We start from the raw sequence: 22353 nt of genomic DNA on the forward strand, positions 1-22353 counted from the left end.
GGAGGAGACTTCTAGCCAATCGTCCTGCTCCTCAGAGTTCGACTGACGTGGGGCTCAGAAGATGAGTCCGACGCTCAGTGAGCTGTTCGGAGGTCAGTAACAATTCGCACAGTAGCCGTTCTATTGGTTCTGCCAAATTGATGCCGCTGAGTTCGGCAATTCGTTTCAGTCGGTATCTCAGCGACGTGGCATGGAGCTGCAGTTGCGCCGCGGCTGCCCGAACATCGCCAAAGTTTGCCAAGTATACGCTGAGGGTTTGGATGTAGTCGGAACCGTGTTGTGCGTCTTCAGTACGCAGAATTTCGAGACGGCAAAAACGCCGCTCCTGGAGGCTCGCCTCGTCCATGACGCGAAGCAGGGTGATGCGGGCGGCTGCTTGGTCGAAGGAGACGACGCCAGTGCCATCGCCCTGTGGCCAAAGTGCCACTGCCTCCAGGGTTTGGTCCACCTGCACCCGAAGCGTTGCGGTCTCACTCAGCGCCGTTGTTGTTTGGCTGAGGGCAAGGGTCATGGGATTGCCCAGCAATGACTTGCGCACGGCGTCGAGCATCGAGGCTGCCAACTTTGGAAGGCGAATGCTTGCGCGGTCGAAGTCATGGGCCAGAACGCAGTAGATCGTGTTACCAATGGCGCATGAGGCGGCCTTCCACCTATATGACTGGCAGTAGATGGACACGGACTCAAGGGCGCGGGTGCGTTCGGTCGGGCCCAAGGATCCCTCGCCGGCGGCACGGAGGGCAAAGACCGTGTAGCTCTCGGCCGGCTGGATGCCGAGTTCCTCAGCCTGGGCCCTCGCCAGCTCGCCGGATTCAAGCAAGCGCCGCAACATGCGGTGTTGGCTGGTGCGGTGAGAATAGGTGTCCTCATGGTGGCGAACTAGGTGGGGAGCTGCAATCCGCGCTGCTTGTGCCATGCGGAACTCCACATCATCGGGCAGTGGCGAGTCTCCTTCGGCAACCCACAAGACGCCAAGAAAGAAGCGTTCGGAACGGATGGCGCAAAGAAAACGCCTGGTCGCTTCGAAAGGGCCGCCGTCAACCGTCAGTACGGTGTCGGTGGTGAGCAGGGTGTCCAGCAGGCCCTTGGTTTCGAGATGTTCAAGCCACGCGTCGGGGATCTTGCGGCTAAGAATGGCCAGGTCCCGCCAGCGGTCGCTACCGCCTGTGGAAGTTGAGTACGAAAGCAGCTGGAGCTTTGCGTCTTCCATGATCACGGGTCCGCCGATCATGATCGAGAGGGCCTCGGCCAGGCTGGTCAGGTCACCGGCTGAGACTCCGGAGGACTCGATGACGTTGTCGACTTCTGCGTCTCGAAAAACGTTCCGCAGAATATCGGCAACCGCCAGCCAGGGAATTCCAGGGCGGCGCCAGACGACGGCCAGGCCGTGGGTTCGGGCAGATTGGAGCAGCTGTGTCCGGTCCTCGTCCGGAACTGGATCCGTAATGACCAGCTTGGCGCCCTGGTCGGCTGCGATTGCCAGCAATGGCAGCAAGTCGCCTAGGCTGCCGGGCACCACCAGCAGCACAACATCGTTGGAGCCGGCGCCTTCGAGCTCCAGCAGTCCTACGGACTCCACCCGTTGGGCGGTTCCGCTGGGAATCAATTCGACCGAGAAGATGTCCGGATCCAAGATATTGGGCAATTCGGAAATATGGACACCAGCGTCCATTGGCTGCACCGTCCTTTCTGCTGTGGCACCGGCGATGGTGCGTTCGACAAACGTGCTCGTCTTCATTCAATTGACGAAGAGCTTCGGTTAAAATTTCTCCAATTGGAGGGCGAGATGGCGCTGCGTTCCACGATAGCTTTGCATAAGTGCCGAGGCAAGGACGCCAGAGCCATTGAAACTTGAAGGTGGTGCATCAATGTTCGACGTTCTTGACCAGCAGACCCGGCTTACCGGACATCAGATCCGGCTTGCCGTTGTCGCGGCCTGGGCGATCTGCCTGGAATTCCTGGACTTCTTTCTCATCGGATTCATCCTGACGTTTGTCGCCGGTCCCTGGCATCTGACCATGGTCCAGTCGTCGGTCATCCTGCTGTCGTCCGGACTGGGCGCCATATTCGGTGCCATCTACTTTGGCCGACCCGCAGACAAATTGGGACGCCGAAAGGTGTTCCTCATAACCATCGCGGTCTTCACCCTTGCCACAGCGGCCCTTGCGCTGACGCCGGCGAGCCCCACCATTGGCTACGCCTACCTTGTCCTCTTCCGCGTCGTGGTGGGCTTCGGCGGTGGCGGCCTCTACGTCGTGGACCTTCCGCTCGTGCAGGAATTCATGCCCACGTCCAAGCGCGGCCGTGTCTCCGGGCTTGTCACCTCCGCCGTCCCACTTGGCTTCCTGCTGGGCTCGGTCCTGGTGTGGACGCTTTCCGGTGCCATTGGTTGGCGTGGCGTCCTCTGGGTCTCGGCAGCCCTTGGTTGCACCGTGTTCTTCATGCGTATTTCCATTCCGGAATCTCCCGTCTTCCGTGCCCGCCAAGGTGACGTGGAAGGTGCCCGGCGCTCCATTGCATGGGCGCTGAAGGTGGATCCCGGGACGCTCTCTCCGGAGGTGCCGGAGCAGCTGCTGGAGAACAAGAAGGCAAGCTTCCGCGAGTTGCTTGCGTATCCGCGAAGCTTTTGGGCCTCGGTTCTCTCGAACCTCGGTGCGCAGACCGGCTATTACGGTCTGGCCCTGTGGACGCCGACACTGCTCATCCTGGTCGTCGGCATCAGCCCGGCCCAGTCCGCCCAGTACATGATTGCGGTGACGCTGGGCGCGCTTGCTGGGCGGCTGGTGCTGTCGTACCTGTCCGAACGCATCGGACGCCGCGCAACCGGCGGGATTGCCGGCACCGGTGCCGCCGTTCTCCTGATTGTGGCCGCATTGGCCAACGACATGACCTTCATGGGCGTTTCCATCTTCTTCGTGTTGCTCATCGCCATCTACTTCTTCGGTGAAGGCGGCTTCGCAATCGTGGGCCCGTACTCTGCTGAGGTCTGGCCGAGCCACCTCCGCACGACAGGCATGGGATTCGCCTACGGCATTGGCGGCATTGGCAAGGTCATCGGTCCGCTGGGCCTGGGCCTGATGCTTGGCTCGGTAAACCTGGTCAAGCCGGCACTCACCGAAACCAACCTGGTTCCCGGATTCGCCTACTTTGCCGCGTGGTACCTGCTCTGCGCCGCCATGTTTGTCTTTGTCGGCTTCGAAACCAAGAACAAGTCACTTGTCCAGATCGAGGACACAGTCGTTCAGCCCTCGGAAGCCCGCGAGACCAACGGCGCCAACGTCTGAGCAGCCCAAACTTCCATCATCGATATACCAATTCTTGAAAGGACACACCCATGACCACCGAGAGCACCACCAGCCGGGAAATCACCGTCGAATTGTTCGAGTCCCTCTACGAGTCGTGCAGCAACTGGGGCCGCTGGGGAACCGATGACCAGCGGGGCACCCTGAACTACATCACCCCCGAGGTCATCCAAAAGGCAGCCAGCCTCGTCCGCAGCGGCAAGGCCGTCTCACTGCAGCTGCCGATCGACGCGGACGGACCGCAGACCGGCAACCTTGGCCGCGTCAACCCGATCCACCAAATGACGGCCACGGGAACCGACCACGTCAACGGTGCCCAGATTTTCGAAGGCGACTCCCTCGGTTTCGGATTTGCCGACGACAGCATCTTTATGTTCCTGCAGGGAGGCACCCAATGGGACGCCCTGGGGCACGTCTTCCGCAACGGAAAGATGTACAACGGCTTCAGCGCCAGTGAAGTTACGGCCCAGGGTGCCAAGCGCGGCGGCGTGGAAAACATGCCCACCGTGGTCTCGCGCGGCGTCCTGCTGGACCTTCCCGCCGTCAAGGGCAAGAGCCACCTGAGCCCCGGGGAAGCCATCACCCCGGAAGACCTGGACGAGGCCTGCACCTTCCACAACGTCACGATTGAGCCCGGCGATGTCGTCTTGATCCGCACCGGCGACATGGCTGCACGCCGCGACCTGCCCCAGTGGGACGGCTATTCCGGCGGCGATGCACCCGGCCTCTCACTGCGTACCGCCAGCTGGTTCCACGAAAAGAAGGTGGCCGCCATCGCCACCGACACGTGGGGTGCAGAAGTGCGACCCAACGAACTGGAAGCCTCCTTCCAGCCGCTGCACCTGATCCTGATCGTCTCCATGGGCCTGCTGGTGGGGGAGATCTGGGAGCTGGATTCCCTGGCAGCTGAATGTGCCGCGGACGGCCGCTACGAATTCCTGTTCGTGGGCCCGCCCCTGGTCATCCCGGGCGCCGTGGGCGCACCTCTGAACCCGCAGGCCATTAAGTAACTACAACATTCCAAGCAAAGGAGCCGATTGACCATGGCCAAGAGAAAAGTAATCATCACAAGCGCGGTGACCGGTTCCATCCACACCCCGTCCATGTCGCCCCACCTGCCGGTGTCGCCGGAGGAAATCGCCGATGCGGCGATCGGAGCGGCCGAGGCCGGTGCCGCCATTGTCCACATGCACGCCCGGGATCCCAAGGACGGCCGGCCGTCACAGGACCCCAAGCACTTTGAACCGATCCTGGCCAAGCTGAAGGCAAACACCAACGCCGTCATCAACCTGACCACAGGCGGCTCCCCACACATGAGCGTTGAGGAAAGGATGCAGCCGGCAGCCGTGTTCAAGCCCGAGCTGGCCTCGTTGAACATGGGCTCGATGAACTTTGGCCTGTACCCGATGCTGGACCGCTTCAACACCTTTGAGCATGAGTGGGAGCGCGAAGGGCTGGAGAAGTCCCGTGACCTGGTGTTCAAGAACACCTTCGCCGACATCCAGAAGATCCTCGAAACCGGCAATGCGAACGGCACCAGGTTTGAGTTCGAATGCTACGACATCTCACACCTGAACAACCTTGCCCACTTCCATGCACGCGGACTGGCGCGAGGACCCCTGTTCATCCAATCCGTCTTCGGCCTGTTGGGCGGCATTGGGGCACACGCGGAAGATCTCATGCACATGCGCCGCACCGCAGACCGTCTCTTCGGCGACGCCTATGAGTGGTCCATCCTTGGGGCCGGCAAGAACCAGATGCCGCTGGCCACCATCGGTGCCGCCACGGGATCCCACGTCCGCGTCGGCCTGGAGGACTCGCTGTGGATTGGGCCCGGCAAGCTGGCGCAGTCCAATGCCGAGCAGGTCACCCGTGTGAGGACCATCCTGGAAGCGCTGAACTTTGACATCGCCACACCGGACGAGGCCCGCGAAATGCTGCAGCTCAAGGGTGCGGACCAGGTCGGTTTCTAATGGCGGGCATCGACAAGAGCTATCCCGACGCGGCCGCCGCCGTGGCCGACATCCCGCATGGGGCGTCACTGTCCGTGGGCGGGTTCGGGCTCTCCGGCAACCCCATAGCCCTCATCCAGGCATTGCTGGACCAAGGCGCGGGGGACCTCAGCGTTGTTTCCAACAATTGCGGTGTTGACGGCTGGGGTCTGGGGCTCCTCCTGGACGCCGGCCGGATCCGCAAGATGACCTCCTCCTACGTCGGTGAGAACAAGGAGTTCGCCCGGCGCTACCTCAACGGCGAACTGGAACTGGAACTTACCCCTCAGGGAACCCTGGCCGAGAAGCTGCGGGCGGGCGGGTCCGGGATCGCCGCGTTCTACACCCGCTCCGGCGTGGGCACCCAGGTGGCCACCGGCGGTTTGCCGCAGAAGTACGACGCCGAGGGGAACGTTGTGCAGGCATCGGCGGCCAAGGATGTGCGTGAGTTTGCGCCGCGCGGGAAGAACGCAGAGTACGTGCTGGAGGAGTCCATCGTTACTGACTATGCCCTGATTCATGCGGCCAAGGGCGACAAGCACGGAAATCTGGTCTTCAACAAGGCGGCACGTCAATTCTCACCACCGGCAGCCATGGCCGGGAAGGTCTGCATCGCCCAGGTGGAGGAACTCGTGGAAGCCGGCAGCATCGACCCGGACATGGTCCACTTGCCGGGAGTCTATGTGCATCGGATTGTGCACGTCGGAAAAGACATTGAAAAGCGCATCGAAAAGCGCACGGTGACCGCCAGAGAGGGGCACTGACATGGCTCTGACCAGAGAAGAAATGGCCGCCCGGGCCGCCCTTGAACTCAACGACGGCGATTACGTCAACCTGGGCATCGGAGTTCCCACGCTGGTACCCAATTACATCCCGGAAGAACTCACAGTGGTGCTGCAATCCGAAAACGGGATTCTCGGCGTCGGACCTTATCCCTATGACGAAGACGTGGACCCGGACCTGATCAATGCCGGCAAGGAAACCGTGACGGTCAACCCGGGGGCGTCGTTCTTTGACTCGACCACCAGTTTCGCCATGATTCGCGGGGGCAAGATAGACGCGGCCATCCTGGGCGCCATGCAGGTCTCGGCCGCAGGCGACCTAGCCAACTGGACCATTCCCGGGAAGATGATCAAGGGGCCCGGCGGTGCCATGGACCTGGTCCACGGGGCCGGGCGGGTCATTGTCCTGATGGACCACACGGCCAAGGACGGCTCGCCGAAGATCGTGAAAAGCTGTTCGCTGCCGCTGACGGGCCAGGGCGTGGTGGACCGCATCATCACCAATCTTGCGGTGATTGACGTGACACCCGATGGCCTGGTGCTCGTGGAGCTGGCAGACGGGGTTGACATCGAGGACGTCATTGCCTCGACGGAACCAGAGCTGAAGATACCGGCGGCGCTGTCCGTCTGATAGCACCAACACATGGCTGCGCCCGCTGCGGTCGCAGCCATGTATCCGGGATTGCCCTGCCGCGTCCCCCGGAACAGACCTATTTAGAAAGCGAATTTTGCATGAGCCTGTATTCACAATTTGGCAAGGATGTGCTCTTGACGGGCTGGGGACACAGCCAGTTCGGCAAGCTGGGCGACGAGACCCTGGAATCCCTGATCGTCCAGGTCTCCCGTGAGGCCATTGACAACGCGGGCATAGAACCGGCGCAGATCGACGAGATTTACGTCGGACAGTTCAACGCCGGAATGATGCCCCTGGCATTTCCTTCCTCGCTGGCCCTGCAGGTCTCGGAGCAACTGGCGAACGTACCCGCCACACGGGTGGAGAATGCGTGCACCTCGGGATCGGCCGCCATGCAGCAAGGCGCAAAGGCCCTGCTGGCCGGTACGGCCACGACGGTGTTGGTCGTCGGCGCCGAAAAGATGACACATGCCGGTGCCGATGTGGTGGGTGGCGCCCTCCTGGGAGCGGACTACGACATGGCAGGCAAATCCTCGACGACGGGGTTCACCGGTCTTTTTGCCGACGTCGCCAAGCACTACGAACAACGTTATGGACCCGTAGGGGACGTGCTGGGTTCCATTGCGGCAAAGAACCACCGAAACGGCGTGGACAATCCGTACGCGCAATTGCGCAAGGACCTGGGGGAGGAGTTCTGCCGCACCGTCTCGGAACGCAACCCCTTGGTCGCCGCGCCGCTTCGCCGCACGGATTGTTCCCCCGTGTCCGACGGCGCGGCCGCCATGGTACTGTCTGTGGCACCGACCGGCTCGGTGACGGGGCCTGTTCGTCTGGCAGGTTTTGGGCAGGCAAATGACTTCATGCCCGCCGAGCGCCGCGACCCGACAGCCTTTGCCGGTGTCAGGGCATCATTCGAGCGGGCCCTTGCCATGGCCGGAACGACCCTTGGCGAACTGGATTTTGCCGAGGTGCATGACTGCTTCACGATTGCCGAACTGCTCATGTACGAGGCCATGGGGCTGGCCGAACCCGGGCACGGCGCGCGCGCCGTTGATGAGGGCTGGGTGTTCAGGGACGGGAAGCTGCCGATCAACGTTTCCGGCGGTCTCAAGGCCAAGGGCCATCCCGTCGGGGCAACGGGCGTGTCCCAGCACGTGCTGGCCGCGATGCAGCTGACCGGGACGGCAGGAGACATGCAGCTGCCCCGGGCCAGGCGCGCCGCCGTCCAGAACATGGGTGGAGTGGGAATCGCCAACTACGTCAGCATCCTGGAAGCGGTTTAGCATCCCGAGCGCCCACGGCTTGCTGGCGTCATGATGCTGGGAAAGGTTGAGGCATTGGGCCATGTACTGATCCGATCTGGGCCTGCGTGGCCTACCGCGACGCGTTGATGTCCCCTGCCTGAAGCGCCGTTTACGTTACCTGAGGGTGAACCTTTCAAGGGCTGTCACGCAGGCCGCATAAGAGTCCACTTTTGATGGAGGGGCTTGGTTGGAGGGGACTTGGTTTGGCCGAACATCCGGAGGCAACGAGGGAATACTGGTCTTGGATCAAGGCACCCATCTAACGATTGTTGGGCGATTCTTACGAGGCTTTGCCTCACGAAGCTGACGGTGGCTGACTTAGCCAGGATCAATTCTCGCCGTCGCTGGAGAACCCCAACCACTATGAATAATGCGGGCTAGACGAGAGTAAAAGGACAGGTTCGGCATGGGTAGCTGATTAGGGACGCCCGAGCTGAGGCTCTGAAAGTGCAAATCCAGGTCGGCGAGTTATTCAGCGCCAAGCGCATGGTGCCTGTGATCAACGCCCACTTTACCGGCGACCCTGAAGTCTTTGGTCAAGCCGATATCGACTACTTGGAGCGCATAACGGGGGGGTAACGGGGCTGGTGGCCGGAGCAGTGGCGAAATTTCTGCTGTGACGGAGGCTGCCAACCATTGCGGCATGGTCCACGGCGGCAGCGGCGGGCACAGCGGCTATTCATGTTGCAGGCGTCATTGGGTAAGGAGTAAGCGGAAACTCTCGATCGAAGCGGCAGTCATGGTCGATCTGGCATTCGTGCCGGGTGACCTTCTTAAACGCATTCTGGCCGGAATTCTCCGGTTGCCGCTTCATCAGGCGTTCCCCGACCGGATGATTCGGCGGCGACCAAGGAGCCCGGCCGGGCCCAGACAGCAACACATTAGGGCCCAAGTCATCTGATGGAGCAGAGGTGAGCGTATGGATATTCGCCACAAGGGAAGGGAGCTTGGTATGGCTTCGAAGAGCCGCCGGTCAGTGCAGGAACCAATATTGGTCATGGACCACGTCCGTTCCGCCATGGGACATCCAGGGCAGACCCGCACGGGCGCCCTTGACCGGCATGCCAACGCCCATGATGCCTCCCACTTCCTGCTGATCCCGCAGGCCGTCGCCGTTCCCGCCAACGCTGCTGAAGTGGCTGCGCTGATGCGCGTCAGCGCCGCCCGCGGGCTGCCGCTGACGCTGCGCTCCGGCGGCACTAGCCTCAGCGGCCAGGGCGTCAGCGACGGACTGCTGGTGGATGTGCGCAAGAACTTCCGCGCCATTGACGTGCTCGACGGCGGAGCGCGGGTCCGCGTGCAGCCGGGGGTCACGGTGCGGGAACTGAATGCGCGGCTGCTGGGCATTGGCCGCAAGTTCGGGCCCGACCCGGCCAGCGAAGCGGCCTGCACCATTGGCGGGGTGGTCGCCAACAACTCCTCCGGCATGGCCTGCGGAACCACCGACAACGCGTACCGGACGCTGGAATCGCTGACCCTGGTGCTGCCTAGCGGGACCATCATCGACACGGGCGCCCCCGACGCCTCCGTGCAGTTGCGCACGCAGGAACCCGAGCTTTTCAGGGGTCTGGGTGAGCTGGCCGGGCGGGTCCGCAGCAATCCGGCCTCCCGTGCCACGATTGAGCAGCAGTTCTCCATGAAGAACACCATGGGCTACGGGCTGAACTCGCTGCTGGACTTCGAGGACCCCGTGGACATCCTGGCCCATCTGGTCATCGGCAGCGAAGGCACCCTGGGGTTCGTGGCCGAGGCCGTGTTCCGGACGGTGCCGCGGCTGGCCCACGCCACCTCCGGCCTGCTGGTGTTCAAGAACCTGGAGGCCGCCAACACGGCCCTGTCTGCCCTGGTCGACAGCGGAGCCGCAACCATTGAACTCATGGACTCTCTTTCCCTCAAGGTGGGGCAGGGGCTCACGCAGGTGCCCGGCGTGGTGCGCACACTGACCGTGGAGCAGCATGCGGCCCTGCTGGTGGAATACCACAGTGATGACCTGGACAACTTGGCAGTCGTCACCGACAGGGCTGTTTCGCTTGCCGGCACACTGGGCCTGGACGGGCCTACCGAGTTCAGCTCGGACGCCACGGTCCGGGCCGGGCTGTGGCACCTGCGCAAGGGGCTCTACACCTCGGTGGCCGGGGCCCGCCCGCAGGGCACCACCGCGCTGCTAGAGGATGTGGTGGTTCCCGTCCCCGCACTGGCCCGGACCTGCCTGGAGCTGACCACGCTCTTTAATAAGTACGGCTATGCCAATTCCGTCATTTTTGGGCATGCGAAAGACGGCAACATCCACTTCATGCTGACAGACAAGTTCGCCAGCAGGGATGAGCTGGACCGCTATTCGGCCTTCACCGAGGACATGGTGGACGTTGTGCTCGGCGAGGGCGGCTCTCTCAAGGCCGAACACGGCACCGGGCGCGTCATGGCACCCTTTGTGCGCCGCCAGTACGGCGACGAGCTGTACGCGGTGATGCGCCGCATCAAGGAGTTGTGCGACCCCGCCGGCATGCTGAACCCGGGCGTCATCCTTGACGAAGACCCTCTGGCGCACTTGCGCCATATAAAGGCTGCACCGCCCGCGGTTGATCCGGACGTCGACCGCTGCGTCTCCTGCGGCTACTGCGAGCCGGTGTGCCCCAGCAAGAACCTGACGCTGACCCCTCGCCAGCGCATCGTGACGCTGCGGGACATGGAGGCGGCCCGCCTCGAAGGGAATACGGCATTGGCGCAGGAGCTCGCCAAGGACTATGACTACGCCGGCGTGGACACCTGCGCCGTGGACGGCATGTGCCAAACCGCCTGCCCCGTGGACATCAACACCGGCACCCTAGTCAAGCACCTGCGCGAACGCGATGCCGGCAGGATTGAAAATGCCGTGTGGGGCACGGCCGCAAGGCACTGGGGTGCCGTCACCCAGGGGGCCGGGCTGGCACTGGGCGTTGCCGCGAAGGTGCCGGCCGGCGTCTTGCTTCCTGTTAATAGGGTGGCACGCAAGGTGCTCGGCGAGGACACGCTGCCCCTCTATTCCCCTGAGCTGCCCGCGGGAGGGAAGGCCCGACGCCGGCCCGCACCTTTGGGGGAGCCGACGGCCGTGTATTTCCCCGCGTGCGTGAACGTGATGTTCGGGCCCGCCGGGGAGGGTTCGCCAGGCGTGCAGGCGAGTTTTGAGCAACTGTGTGCCGCGGCCGGGGTGGAACTGCTGGTCCCGGAGGGCATCTCCGATGCGTGCTGCGGGACGCCGTGGTCCTCGAAGGGGATGGCTGCCGGGCTGGCCCAAATGCACGCCCGCACGCTGGCGCTGCTGCGCGAGGCCACACGGGACGGGACACTCGAGGTCATTTGCGATGCCTCCAGCTGCACCGAGGGGCTGCTGCACACGATTGAGAGCGAGGTGCTGGCGCCGGGCCAGCGGCCCCTGCAGGTGGTGGATGCCGTGGCGTTCACTGCCGAGAAACTGCTACCGCTGCTGGACGGGGACTGGGAACGGGTTCCGTCGCTGGCGCTGCACCCCGCGTGCTCCTCGGTCCGCATGGGGCTCAACCCTGCCCTGGTCCAGGTGGCGGAGGCTGCGGCGGACTCCGTGCAGGTGCCCGGGAATTGGGGCTGCTGCGGCTTTGCCGGGGACCGCGGCATGCTGCACCCGGAGCTGACCGCCTCAGCCACGGCGGTACAGGCGGCTGAGGTAGCAGCCATGGGCGCCGTCGCGCATGCATCCTGCAACCGCACATGCGAACTTGGCATGACGCGGGCCACAGGTGAAGACTACCGGCACGTGCTGGAAATCCTCGCAGACACCGTGGCGGGCTGCCCGCCGCGGTAGCAGGCTGCTCGGCTAGTTGTATTGTCAAGGCAACTTGCATTCATGGGGTTGGCGGTCGTGAATCGCTAAGTCTGCTGTCCGTGGACGATAGCCGGCCCCTATGGGCGGGCTGATAACCTGATGCTCCTCGAGTGAGAACGGAATTCTTCGGTTCGCCCGACAATCCCTCTCTTCCGAAAATGCGCCTACAAGCATTACTGCAGCTCGCTTTCCGCACTTCTGGAGTCGGATTTCCCAGTAATTGGCTGGGGGGCTTCTCGATCGTTTGGAACGGGAGCTCGGCACCATCGCAGAGGACCACTTCGTCCAGAGGAGATTGACCGCAGGCACGGGAAATGACGTGTGCTGGGAGTTCTTGAGTGTCGGGAGCGCCCTCGCGCGGGCGCCCGATGCCCCGTAACACTTGCCGGGTACGCGTCTTCGTCATGCCAAGGGATGTATCTGATCCAGATTGCCATGTCGCGGCGCACGGCAAATGGCCTCAAGTGATCCTTGACGGCGATGACTTAGCATCCATCCTTCGGTATGGGGGCGATTCAGAAGGCGGAATAAATACCACGCTAAGACCTGGCCGCTTGGTATAGCAGCCAGGATCTTCCACTTTGTCAGGTCAGACGAAGGAAGCGCCAGGCAGGGTGGCGGTGGCGTGTGAAAAAGTGAATTCCCCGATGCGCCTTGTCCCGGATGTGAAATCGAATGTTTTGGGCAGAGAACTCAATGGTCCCCAACCGTAGATGGATGCAACCGACTCATTAATTACTCATTAAATTGGGTGACAACTGCCACCTGTTCAGTACCATCCATTGTTCCGTGTCCTTCGCGCTAGCAAAGGACAAGACCGACTTTTGGCAAGTCAAAAAGGGCCCCTGAGCATAAAGCGGGGGTCGTCGGTTCGAATCCGACAGGGGGCCCAAAAACCCCGGAATCTAGCGGTTCTTGGAAGTGTGAATGGCCCCGAATCGGGGCCATTTCAACTTAACTCTCCACAAACTCTCCACAATGGGCCTCCATTTTCATCATTCCTCGTTCGTTTCTGGCGTATGTGAACGGTGTTGTTCGGACTGAACGAGGCAAGAACCGACCTCGTGACGAGGGCCTTGCGCCAGAGCTTGACGACGTTATTCGCGTCCCATAAAGTCCAGGCATTCATTGATATTTACGCGCACTGCAGTGGAACTGGTGGCGACTCCAATAACCGGTGAGCAGCCTCACGGCCGGCGCCTGGGACGTAATGCCCGCGAACAGACCACACTTCCTAAATGCTCGGCGCATCGGGGGTTAGACCCCGAATCCTTCGTCCCTCGCCCGGGCCACCGCTTCAGCGCGGCTGCCGGTTCCCAGTTTTGTGAAGATCACCGAGGCGTGGTTGCGGACCGTCTTTTCCGAGAGGAACAGGTGTCTGGCTATGCGGTCGTTGTTGAAGCCCTGCGCCATCAGCTCCAGAACTTCGCGCTCCCGGCCAGTCAGCGCAGGGAATGCCCCAACATGCAACGGCAGGGCGGACAGCGTCGATGAGACCCGGCGGGCAACATCGGCGCCAACAACCAGTTCACCGGCGGCCACCGAACGGACGGCCGAGATGATCCTCTCCTGGTTCGCGCCCTTGACAAGATAACCACGCGCACCGGCCCGCAGCGCGGCGTCGACGCTCTCGTCGGACGATGACATGGTCAGCACCAGCACGGCAACATCCGGATGCGACTTGTGCAGGGCCGCCGTCGCAACTATCCCGCCCATGCCCTCCATGTGCAGGTCCATGAGCACCACCTCCACACGCTCCAGCCCGTCAACCAGCTCGCAAGCTTCCTCGCCGGTTCCGGCTTCACCTACCAGCTCGATGCCGGCGTCGTCCGCAAGCGCGGCAGCAAGGCCCCTCCGATAAACCGGATGGTCGTCCACAATGACCACATGGATTGGTCCGCTCATGAGTGCACCGGAATCCGGGCGTGCACGCAGGTGCCGCCGGCAGCGAGTGGTTCAATCGTGCAGTTGCCGCCCAGCTCACCCGCCCGCTCCGCCATCGATCCAAGACCTACCCCCGGGCCGCCAACGCCTACGCCCGAACCCGCCACTCCGATTCCGCGGCCGTCATCCGTGACCCGAACGTCCAGCCCGTCGGCGAAACCCACGCTGACGAGGCAGCGGCTGCCCTGCGAGTGCCGTGCGGCGTTGTTCATGGCTTCCCGCGCCACAAAATAGGCTGCTGCCTCAACGGCGGCCGGCAGCTCCGGCAGCGATTCCGGGCAGTCGACGGCGACTAGGATGCGCCCGGACCCGGTCAGGACCGACGCGTAGTCGCGCAGCGATTCAATGAGCCCGATGTCGTCAAGCGCGGCCGGGCGGAGCCTGGCCACTACACGCTTGAGGTCATCGAGCCCCTGCTCCACGTCGCTGTGGATGGCGTCAAGGCCCAGCCCGTCAGCCAGGCCGGAACGCACGGCGGCACGGTGCGCCGCGTCGAGTCCCAGTGCCACCCCGGCGAGCGTTGGTCCCAGCCCATCGTGCAGGTCCCGCCGGATGCGCCGCCGTTCTTCCTCACGGGCCATCACCAGCTGCTCACGCGACCTGACCAGTTCGCGGTTCAAGAGGACCGCGCCAACAGCGGCCCCGGATTGTGCCGCCAGGTCCCTCAGGAGGGCCTGGTCGCCGGCATCGAGGACACGCTGCCCGGGCGGGACACCGACTTCCAGCTCACCCACGCGTTTGCCTCCATGCACCAGCGCCAGACACTCGGTGTGTGCCCCGCGCCGTCCAAACATTGCCGCAGGTTCGTCGTCTCCGGCCAGCGTGAGGGCCGCGTACGGCAAATGCAGGGACCTGCCCACCGTGGTCACCAGCGCGGGCAGCACCTCCTCCGGAGACAGTGCATTTTCCAGGCGCTGGCCAAGCCTGGACAGTGCCGCATACGGCTGCATCCGATCGCCGTAGAACAGGCGGTCGACAACCCTGCGCGACCATTGTTGTGCCGGTGCGAATCCCAGGCCAACCACGACGGCGGCCAGCACCGCACCCGCAGTTCCACCGGCGAGTTGGGCGGCAAAGATTCCGATTGGCACAGCGACCGCCACGATGACGGTTACTGCCGCGATGCCGTGGATCGCGGTGCGCCCACGCCAGCGGTCGCCGTCGTACAGGCCGTACCGCAGTGTTGCGATGCCCAGGCCGAGGGGGATGGCGAGCGACCCCACCAAGTTCGGGATTGGGCCCAGCAGTCCGCCGACCACCGTCGCGGCAAATGCGCCGGACATCCACCACAGCGGGGCGCGCCTGCTTCGCGGACCCCGCACAGTGCGAATGGTGACGCCGACAAACCCCGCGACGAAGCACGCGACGGCGAGAATGATCAGCCCAATGAAAATGGACAGGGACAGTGCCGGGTCGATGCTGGAAATGGCCACCGGATTGTGCACCGCGGCATCCGATTCTTCCAAGGGCGGCCCGATGAGCACCCTCCCCGCGCTGCCGACGCCCACCACCGACCAGGCGACCCACGCAACGGGCCGCCACCGGTCCGACGGCAGCCGGCCATCCGGGAAATAAAGGGTTAGGGCGGAGATCTCCAACAGCAACGCGGGCACCCAGAGGTATGCCGAGAGGGCGACAGCCAGTCCGTGCGGCGCAAGCCCACGGTCCATCCAAACCCCGGACAGGGTTGCTGCGGCCGTCAACTGGCCCAGCGCTACGAAGATCCAGCCCAGCGCGTGCCGTTCATCCCGGCGGAGGACAATGGCGCCGACGGCGGCGTACGGTATTGCGATGGCGGCGGTGGTCAGCCCGTTCCCGGTCGCCAAGGCGAGCCACTCGCGCCCATCCGCCCCGACCAGCACGACGAAAAGGGCCACCTCGGTCGCTGCCAGAACGGCGAGTGCCGTTGCGACAGCGGCCGGGGTGCCGCGCCGAAGCCTCATCGGGAGGTCCTGACCATCATGGCTCGATGATAGTCTCGGTGCCCTTGGCGCGGAACGGCGCGGGGGCCGTGAAGAACGAGACTGCCATCAGGACGGCCGCCGCCAGGCCAATATAGTGCGCATCGAACGGGAGAACCCCAACGATGTCGCCCACCATGAACAGCGCAAGCAGGACGACAGCCGCCCGAGACACTGAATGCGACCGCCACAACGCCCAGGCCGCCGCAAAAATGGTGAGCATTGACGCATTGTTGAAGACAATGAACAGCAGTACGGCAGGCGGGCCGGCGTAGCCAGAGAGTGCATCTGCAGCTGCCTGTGTCCCCAGGTGTGCCTGGGCGAGTGCGAATGCCGACACCGAGAAGCCCATCATCAGGGGCAGGCAGGTGAACGCCAGCACGCCGCTGATCAGGCTGATCCAAGCGGCAACGCGGCTTCGTTCCCTGCTCAGCCGGAACCAAATCAGGACGGAACCGAGGAGGAGCGCCGGCGCGAACATGCCGGCAATGACTGACACATTCGCGGCCCCGGGATTGCTCGGCACCTCCTGAAACACGCTGACGTACCCCTGGCTCATATCGAGCAGGGAGCGATTGACCAATTGCGCCGCAAAGGCGCCGATGACGACGGCGCTTGCCGTGATCTTCACTCCGATCGGCCAGCTGCCCGCCACGGATTCGAGCTGGCGACGAGTGCGCCTGCCCGCGGATGCCGTCGGTGCCGGGCTCGGTGCGGTGATGTCCATGATGTTCTCCCTTGTGGGTAGCTTGCCCTCTGATGGGATCCATCGTGCCGCCGGCAGCGTCCCGGCCGGAAGTGACCCCGGTCCCGACTTCCGCCGGGCAACCAGGGTTCCCGGCCGCCGTCGTCGTCATTTCCAGCGGCGGCACCCATCGACACGTTCGCCCCGACAGTGACCGGCGGGCCGCTCAGGCAGAGCTTGCGCCTGGCGTGCCCCGGGATTTCCTCAAACTACGCAGCTTTCCCGCCTCGCCGTTGGTGGACATGCGGCAGTCAATTGGCATTTCAAGATCCGCCCTCAATCCTGCGGAATTCATCAGCGTTTCGCAGTGCCTCGACGAATTCCTCCGCCAGGTCCATGGGCGCGTCCTCGGCACACAGCGCCATGAGCTTGCGGGTGAGCGCAAGCTCTGGAACCTCCACCACCACGGCACCGTCCGGACACTCGGCCATGGCCAGCTCTGGCACCATGGCCACGCCATGCCCCGCGGCCACCATGCGCAACGTCACGTTGAAGTCGTCGCTGGACGCCACCACCCGGGGATGCAGCCCCGCATTGGCCAGGACGAAGTCAAAGATGTTCGCGTCGCTGGACCCGCGCACATGCAGGATCCACGGGACGTCATACAGTTCTTCCACGCCCAGGCGCGAGCCCGGCTGGAAGCCCCAGCCGGCCGGCACCACCACCTTGTACGGGTCCTCGCCCAGCCAGTGCCGGCTCACGCCCTGCGGCAGGGCCAGCCCGGACTCCCCGACATGGTAGACAATTCCGACGTCGAGCTCGCCGCCAACACGAAGGCCCGGGACGACGGCGCTGGGCTCGCCGATCGAGATGTTCACCTGGACGCAGGGATCACGCCAATGCGGCAATTTCACGATCTGTGACACCACAAACATGGCCACCGAAGGAAATGCGCCAACGCGCAATTCGCGCACGGCGCCGCCGCCCGCCGCCTTGCCGGCTGCCAGCAGGTTGTCCGCGTCGCGGAGCAGCTTCAACGCCTGCTGGCCCATGGCGTGGGCGGCCTGGGTCGGGTGGACGCTGCGTGCGCTGCGCACAAACAAGCGGACGTTGCTTGCCTTCTCCAGTGCCGACATTTGCTGGGACACGGCTGAGGCCGTGTAACCGAGCCGGTTCCCGGCGGCCGTGAAGGAGCCGAGCCTGACGACTTCAACGAGCGTGCGTAGGTGAACCAGATTGAGCATAAGTTTTCCTTGAAGTGAGTCACGTGAACGGTCCTTGTGGTTCACATCATATGCGGCCGTTTTTCTTTTACTGTTGATTAGGTCGCTGCAACCCACCCCACAAAGGCGCCCGTTGTGCCGCACGTTCACCTCGCACTGCAATACAAAGGATTAGGAATGCTTGAACAACGGCTCTTTGTCAACGCACGGTTTCACACCCTCTGGGCCCCGGAGCCCCAGGTGCAGGCCGTGCTGACCCGCGGCGAGCGGATCGTGGCGCTCGGCCGGCGAGAGGAGCTGTCCGCCCATGCGTCGGGCCCCGTGGAAATCGTTGACCTCGACGGCGCCACTGTCATTCCCGGGCTGACCGACGCGCACATTCACACGGCCAACCTGGCCCGCGAAATCGCGGCCCTGGACCTGCGCGGCACCGGCAGTCTCGAAGAAGCACTGGAACGGGTGCGCGTTTACAGCGACGGGGTCCCGGCAGGTTCCTGGGTCTTCGGCGGGCGCTGGGACTTCAACGCCTGGGCCGCTCCGGTCCAGCCGAACCGCCGCGAGCTCGACGCCGTCACCGCCGGCCGTCCGGCAGCCCTTCCCAGCATTGACGGGCACACCATCTGGGCCAACTCCGCCGCCCTCGCCGCCGTCGGCATTGACCGCTCCACCCCTGATCCCGTGGGCGGGGAGATCGTGCGCGACGCCCACGGCGAACCCACCGGCATCCTGCGCGAAGCGGCCGGGGACAAGCTGGCGGACATCATGCACAGTGCCGAAGCCGGAGACCTTCGGGCCCAGCTGCTGACCGCACAGCACCGCCTCCTGGCAGCGGGCCTGACGGGCGTCCACGACTTCGACGGCGAGGATGCTCGCGCCGCCTATGCCGACATGCGCGAGTCCGGGCAGCTGCAAATCCGCGTGCACAAGGCGATCCCGATGACGGCCCTGGACCAGGCGATCGACGAGGGCAGGGCCACGGGCGACGGCGACGCATGGCTCCGCACCGGCCCCGTCAAGCTGTTCTCCGACGGTGCCCTGGGCTCCCACAGCTGCCACATGACCGCCCCGTTCCCCGGCGAGGACGGCAACAGGGGGATCGAGGTGATCCCCTACGGGGAGCTGCGTGAACTGGTGCGCCGCGCGGCGGGGGCCGGCATTGCCGTCGCCACCCATGCGATCGGCGACCGTGCCAACGAGCTGGTGCTGGACGCCTATGCCGATCTGGCACGCCATCCCCTGGACCCCCCGGCCAGCCTGACGCGCCCCGCCTCCAGGCTGCGGCACCGGATCGAACACGCCCAGCACCTGCGCCCGGGCGACATCGGCCGCATGGCCCGGCTCGGCGTGGTCCCCTCCATGCAGCCCACCCACTGCACCACGGACATCCCGCTGGCCTCGACTCTCCTGGCTGGGCGTGACCTGGCCTCCTACGCCTGGCGTTCGCTGCTTGACGCCGGCGCCGTCCCCGCGTTTGGTTCCGATGCGCCGGTGGAGCATCCCGACCCGATGTTCGGCATCCATGCCGCCGTCACCCGGCAAAACGGAAACCACCAGCCCGACGGCGGCTGGCAGCCGGGCGAATGCGTCACGGTGGCCGAGGCCGTGGGTGCCTTTACAGCCGGTGCCGCCTACGCGTCCGGCGAGGAAGCACACAAGGGGCGGCTGCGCCCTGGCATGCTGGCTGACTTCACCGCCCTGGTCGAAGATCCCTTCACCGCGCCCACCTCCGGGCTTCGCGACATTCCCGTGCAGTCCACCACGGTGGGCGGCGTGGTGCGCTACCGCCGCACGCTGTAGGCAAAAGCCCCCCGAGGCACAAATTTCCCCATCCCATTCCTGCCCCAACCCATTCCCTGCCCCAACCACAAAGGAGAACAACCATGAAAACATTCATGTCCGGCATCCCCGCCAAGGGCCTGCGCACCGGCGCGCTGGCCTCAACCGCACTGCTGGCCGTCCTGGCCATGACCGGCTGCGGCGGTCAGAGCCTCGCCGACGCCGGCCCGACAGCACACAGTGCCGGCGCTACTTTCGCTGCCACTCCGGCGCCGTCCGAGGACCTGGCCAAAAGCGTGATCGACGGGATCAAGGCCGATCCCAAGCTGACGGCCGCCCTGCCGGCAGCCATCCAGGGCGCGGGCATCAAGATGACAACATCCGAGGGCTACCCGCCCATGGAAATGTTCGCCACCGATGGTAAAACACTCATTGGCGTGGATCCCTCGATCGGCCGGGCCATCGCCAACAAATTGGGCGTGCCCCTGTCCATCAACAACGAGGACTTCAATTCACAAATCCCCGGCATCACCACGGGACGCTATGACTGGATCATGTCGTCCATGACGGACAACGCCGAACGCCGCAAGACAGTGACATTCGTGGACTACGTCCGCTCAGGCAACGGCTGGGTGGTCAAGGCCGGCAACCCCGCAGGCATGGGCGACCCGTCCACCGCCTGCGGCAAGTCGATCGCCGTCGTGGACAACGGCTCCTCCCTGAGCCTGGCCGAATCCTTCGACGCTGCCTGCAAGGCCGCAGGCAGCAAGGGCGTGAACATCCTGAAGTTCGCCGGCGACCAGGAAGCCATCCTCCAGGTCCGCAACGGCCGCGCCGACGCAGGTATCAACGACTACCCCGTGGCCGCCTACCGCGCGCAGACATCCGGCGGTGCGCTTGATGCCGTGTCCATCAAGGGCGGCGAAAGCCCGTGGGGCATTGCCATGAAACCGGAAAACAAGGAACTGGTTGATACGGTCCACAAGGCGCTGCAGGCATTGATCGACGACGGCAGCTATGCCAAGATCCTCGATGCCTGGAACGTCTCCAAGATGACGGTTGGCACGGCCGCCGTCAATGACGGCAAATAGGCACTCCCGTGGCTAAGCCCACCCGGCCCAGGCAACTGAGCGGACCAGAGGGGACCCCGGTGCCCGTCGTCGCACTCAAACATCGAGACCGCTGGATTGTCGGGGCCCTGGCCCTTGCCGTGTTCGCCTGGCTTCTGTCCACACTCGCCACCAACCCCAACATCCGCTGGGACAAGGTGGCCGAGTATCTCTTCTTTCCGAAGATCATCGACGGCATCTGGATCACACTCACCGTCTCCGTACTGGCCACCATCCTGGGCCTGGTGCTGGGAATCGTGCTGGCCATCATGAAGCTCTCCCTCAACCCGGTGCTGAACTGGCTGTCCACGCTTTACATTTGGTTCTTCAGGGGCACTCCGGTGCTGGTCCAGCTCATCTTTTGGTACAATCTGGCGTTCCTGTTTCCCCGGCTGGTCCTCCAGATTCCCTTCACGAACATTGGCATGTGGTGGAACACCAATGATGTGATGACGGGTTTCAACTCCGCTCTGCTGGGCCTTGGCCTAAACCTTGCCGCCTACTTTGCCGAGACGGTCCGGGCCGGCATCCAGGCTGTGGACAAGGGCCAGACGGAAGCAGCCTACGCCTTGGGCATGACTCCGGTGAAGCGCATGCGGGTCATCGTCCTGCCCCAGGCCATGCGCATCATCATCCCGCCCACGGGCAACGAATTCATTTCCATGCTGAAAACCACCTCACTCGTTTACGTGGTGGCGGGCAACGACCTGATGACCAATGCGAGCCAGATTTACAAGCAAAACAACTTGATCATGGAACTGCTGATCGTGGCCTCGCTCTGGTACATGGCCATGACGGCCATTGCCACGTTCTTCCAGTCCAAGCTGGAGGCCCGTTATGGTGCCGAGGCGGTGCGCCTTGTGCGGCGGCCCGGACTGGTGCAGCGGGCCCTGCTCAAACGATCCGCGTCGCCTGCGGCGGGCCCCGTGCCCGCCACGCTGACGGCAGACGATTCCATCAAGGCCGGGAAGGACCTGTCATGAGCGAAAAATTACACGTAGAAGCGCGCGGGGTGACCAAGTCCTACGGCGACCACCTGGTGCTGGCCGGTGTGGACTTCACAGTCCGGGCCGGGGAGGTCAGCTGCATCGTGGGGCCCTCCGGCTCCGGCAAGTCCACGTTCCTGCGCTGCCTCAATGCCCTGGAGTCCTACGACGACGGGACGCTACTGGTGGAGGACCGCCATGTGGGGTACGAATACAAGGGCGGCCGCTACCACGAATGGAACACGAAGCAGTTTGCCCGGTTCCGGTCCAGGATCGGCATGGTATTCCAGCGCTTCAACCTTTTCGGCCACCTCAGCGCCGAGGAGAACGTGGCCTGCGCCCTGGTCCAGGTACGCGGCATGGGCAAGTCTGCAGCCAAGGCCAGGGCGCGCGAGGAACTGGCCCGGGTGGGCCTGGCGCAGCATGCGCACAAGCGACCGCACCAGCTCTCCGGCGGCCAGCAGCAGCGCGTGGCGATCGCCCGGGCCCTGGCCATGGATCCGGAGATCATGCTCTTCGACGAGCCCACGAGCGCCCTGGACCCGGAACTTGTTGACGAGGTCCTGGAAGCCATGAAGGAGCTGGCTCGCCAGGGGATGACCATGGTGGTGGTGACGCATGAGATGGGATTTGCCCGCGAAGTGGCGGACACCGTCCACTTCTTCGACGCCGGTGTCATTGTTGAATCCGGCAGCCCAGCCGCTGTGCTGGGCAACCCGCAGCGCGATCGGACCAAGGCGTTTTTGGCCAAGGTGCTCTAAAAGGAGGCCAAACAAGTGGCTCCACCCATTCAGCCGGGGGGGCGGGCCCCCCCCCCGGGC

At 64.0% G+C, this 22353-nt stretch carries 17 protein-coding genes; 12 read left to right on the forward strand and 5 right to left on the reverse strand.

Going from position 1 to position 22353, the window contains the following annotated elements:
- Positions 1 to 31 precede the first annotated feature (31 nt).
- Positions 32 to 1642: a PucR family transcriptional regulator gene (locus G6N77_RS15540; RefSeq protein ID WP_165183083.1), complete on the reverse strand. Its 1611-nt coding sequence runs from the start codon at positions 1640 to 1642 to the stop codon at positions 32 to 34.
- 223 nt (positions 1643 to 1865) lie between these two features.
- On the opposite strand from G6N77_RS15540, the gene G6N77_RS15545 reads away from it, so the two are divergent.
- The 8 genes from G6N77_RS15545 to G6N77_RS15575 all read left to right on the forward strand — a co-directional run bounded on the left by G6N77_RS15545 (position 1866) and on the right by G6N77_RS15575 (position 11827).
- Positions 1866 to 3281 (forward strand): MFS transporter, encoded by a 1416-nt coding sequence (locus G6N77_RS15545; protein WP_165183084.1) that lies wholly within the window; start codon positions 1866 to 1868, stop codon positions 3279 to 3281.
- 50 nt (positions 3282 to 3331) lie between these two features.
- Positions 3332 to 4309 carry a cyclase family protein gene (locus G6N77_RS15550; protein ID WP_165183085.1) on the forward strand — a complete coding sequence of 326 codons (978 nt, stop codon included), beginning with the start codon at positions 3332 to 3334 and terminating at the stop codon, positions 4307 to 4309.
- 33 nt (positions 4310 to 4342) lie between these two features.
- Complete coding sequence (gene kce / locus G6N77_RS15555) at positions 4343 to 5272, forward strand: 3,5-dioxohexanoate:acetyl-CoA acetone transferase (RefSeq protein ID WP_165183086.1); 930 nt, start codon at positions 4343 to 4345, stop codon at positions 5270 to 5272.
- Positions 5272 to 6054 carry a CoA transferase subunit A gene (locus G6N77_RS15560; protein WP_165183087.1) on the forward strand — a complete coding sequence of 261 codons (783 nt, stop codon included), beginning with the start codon at positions 5272 to 5274 and terminating at the stop codon, positions 6052 to 6054. Before kce ends, G6N77_RS15560 begins: the two co-directional genes overlap by 1 nt.
- 1 nt (position 6055) lies before the next feature.
- On the forward strand, positions 6056 to 6703 hold the full coding sequence (locus tag G6N77_RS15565; RefSeq protein WP_205678331.1) for a CoA transferase subunit B: 648 nt from the start codon (positions 6056 to 6058) through the stop codon (positions 6701 to 6703).
- Between the two features lie 101 nt (positions 6704 to 6804).
- Entirely contained in the window at positions 6805 to 7989 is a 1185-nt protein-coding gene (locus G6N77_RS15570) for an acetyl-CoA acetyltransferase (RefSeq protein WP_165183088.1), read from the forward strand.
- 468 nt (positions 7990 to 8457) lie between these two features.
- A complete protein-coding gene (locus tag G6N77_RS20180) occupies positions 8458 to 8589 on the forward strand; it encodes a hypothetical protein (protein ID WP_276609819.1) in 132 nt (43 codons plus the stop codon).
- 373 nt (positions 8590 to 8962) lie between these two features.
- Positions 8963 to 11827, forward strand: a complete 2865-nt coding sequence (locus tag G6N77_RS15575) for an FAD-binding and (Fe-S)-binding domain-containing protein (RefSeq protein WP_370875237.1) — start codon at positions 8963 to 8965, stop codon at positions 11825 to 11827.
- Positions 11828 to 13105: 1278 nt separating this feature from the next.
- Here G6N77_RS15575 and G6N77_RS15580 read toward each other — a convergent pair.
- From G6N77_RS15580 to G6N77_RS15595, 4 genes are all read right to left on the reverse strand, one after another.
- Entirely contained in the window at positions 13106 to 13753 is a 648-nt protein-coding gene (locus G6N77_RS15580) for a response regulator (protein WP_165183089.1), read from the reverse strand.
- Entirely contained in the window at positions 13750 to 15735 is a 1986-nt protein-coding gene (locus G6N77_RS15585) for a sensor histidine kinase (RefSeq protein ID WP_165183090.1), read from the reverse strand. The genes G6N77_RS15580 and G6N77_RS15585 overlap by 4 nt, the downstream gene beginning before the upstream one ends.
- A 16-nt stretch (positions 15736 to 15751) precedes the next feature.
- Positions 15752 to 16480 carry a hypothetical protein gene (locus G6N77_RS15590; RefSeq protein ID WP_165183091.1) on the reverse strand — a complete coding sequence of 243 codons (729 nt, stop codon included), beginning with the start codon at positions 16478 to 16480 and terminating at the stop codon, positions 15752 to 15754.
- A gap of 281 nt (positions 16481 to 16761) precedes the next feature.
- Positions 16762 to 17682 carry a LysR family transcriptional regulator gene (locus G6N77_RS15595; protein ID WP_165183092.1) on the reverse strand — a complete coding sequence of 307 codons (921 nt, stop codon included), beginning with the start codon at positions 17680 to 17682 and terminating at the stop codon, positions 16762 to 16764.
- A 156-nt stretch (positions 17683 to 17838) separates the two neighbouring features.
- On the opposite strand from G6N77_RS15595, the gene G6N77_RS15600 reads away from it, so the two are divergent.
- From G6N77_RS15600 to G6N77_RS15615, 4 genes are all read left to right on the forward strand, one after another.
- Positions 17839 to 19458, forward strand: coding sequence for an amidohydrolase (locus tag G6N77_RS15600; protein ID WP_165183093.1), 1620 nt, complete (start codon positions 17839 to 17841; stop codon positions 19456 to 19458).
- 83 nt (positions 19459 to 19541) lie between these two features.
- Positions 19542 to 20528 carry an ABC transporter substrate-binding protein gene (locus G6N77_RS15605; RefSeq protein ID WP_240902280.1) on the forward strand — a complete coding sequence of 329 codons (987 nt, stop codon included), beginning with the start codon at positions 19542 to 19544 and terminating at the stop codon, positions 20526 to 20528.
- Between the two features lie 8 nt (positions 20529 to 20536).
- The gene (locus G6N77_RS15610; protein WP_262455455.1) at positions 20537 to 21529 is read left to right on the forward strand and encodes an amino acid ABC transporter permease; all 993 of its coding nucleotides are present in this window, start codon (positions 20537 to 20539) and stop codon (positions 21527 to 21529) included.
- The gene (locus G6N77_RS15615) at positions 21526 to 22293 is read left to right on the forward strand and encodes an amino acid ABC transporter ATP-binding protein (RefSeq protein ID WP_165183094.1); all 768 of its coding nucleotides are present in this window, start codon (positions 21526 to 21528) and stop codon (positions 22291 to 22293) included. Before G6N77_RS15610 ends, G6N77_RS15615 begins: the two co-directional genes overlap by 4 nt.
- The last annotated feature ends 60 nt before the right edge of the window (positions 22294 to 22353 follow it).

The organism is Arthrobacter silviterrae, assembly GCF_011045165.1.
GTDB classification, from domain to species: domain Bacteria; phylum Actinomycetota; class Actinomycetes; order Actinomycetales; family Micrococcaceae; genus Specibacter; species Specibacter silviterrae.

What these genes read in the sequence shown, in the direction of transcription:
- G6N77_RS15590 (WP_165183091.1), bottom strand. Translation starts at nt 16,480, where the DNA reads ATGGACATCACCGCACCGAGCCCGGCACCGACGGCATCCGCGGGCAGG.
- G6N77_RS15575 (WP_370875237.1), top strand. Translation starts at nt 8,963, where the DNA reads ATGGCTTCGAAGAGCCGCCGGTCAGTGCAGGAACCAATATTGGTCATG.
- G6N77_RS15585 (WP_165183090.1), bottom strand. Translation starts at nt 15,735, where the DNA reads ATGAGGCTTCGGCGCGGCACCCCGGCCGCTGTCGCAACGGCACTCGCC.
- G6N77_RS15550 (WP_165183085.1), top strand. Translation starts at nt 3,332, where the DNA reads ATGACCACCGAGAGCACCACCAGCCGGGAAATCACCGTCGAATTGTTC.
- G6N77_RS15615 (WP_165183094.1), top strand. Translation starts at nt 21,526, where the DNA reads ATGAGCGAAAAATTACACGTAGAAGCGCGCGGGGTGACCAAGTCCTAC.
- G6N77_RS15605 (WP_240902280.1), top strand. Translation starts at nt 19,542, where the DNA reads ATGAAAACATTCATGTCCGGCATCCCCGCCAAGGGCCTGCGCACCGGC.
- G6N77_RS15560 (WP_165183087.1), top strand. Translation starts at nt 5,272, where the DNA reads ATGGCGGGCATCGACAAGAGCTATCCCGACGCGGCCGCCGCCGTGGCC.
- G6N77_RS15600 (WP_165183093.1), top strand. Translation starts at nt 17,839, where the DNA reads ATGCTTGAACAACGGCTCTTTGTCAACGCACGGTTTCACACCCTCTGG.
- G6N77_RS15545 (WP_165183084.1), top strand. Translation starts at nt 1,866, where the DNA reads ATGTTCGACGTTCTTGACCAGCAGACCCGGCTTACCGGACATCAGATC.
- G6N77_RS15570 (WP_165183088.1), top strand. Translation starts at nt 6,805, where the DNA reads ATGAGCCTGTATTCACAATTTGGCAAGGATGTGCTCTTGACGGGCTGG.
- G6N77_RS15580 (WP_165183089.1), bottom strand. Translation starts at nt 13,753, where the DNA reads ATGAGCGGACCAATCCATGTGGTCATTGTGGACGACCATCCGGTTTAT.
- G6N77_RS15565 (WP_205678331.1), top strand. Translation starts at nt 6,056, where the DNA reads ATGGCTCTGACCAGAGAAGAAATGGCCGCCCGGGCCGCCCTTGAACTC.
- kce (WP_165183086.1), top strand. Translation starts at nt 4,343, where the DNA reads ATGGCCAAGAGAAAAGTAATCATCACAAGCGCGGTGACCGGTTCCATC.
- G6N77_RS15595 (WP_165183092.1), bottom strand. Translation starts at nt 17,682, where the DNA reads ATGCTCAATCTGGTTCACCTACGCACGCTCGTTGAAGTCGTCAGGCTC.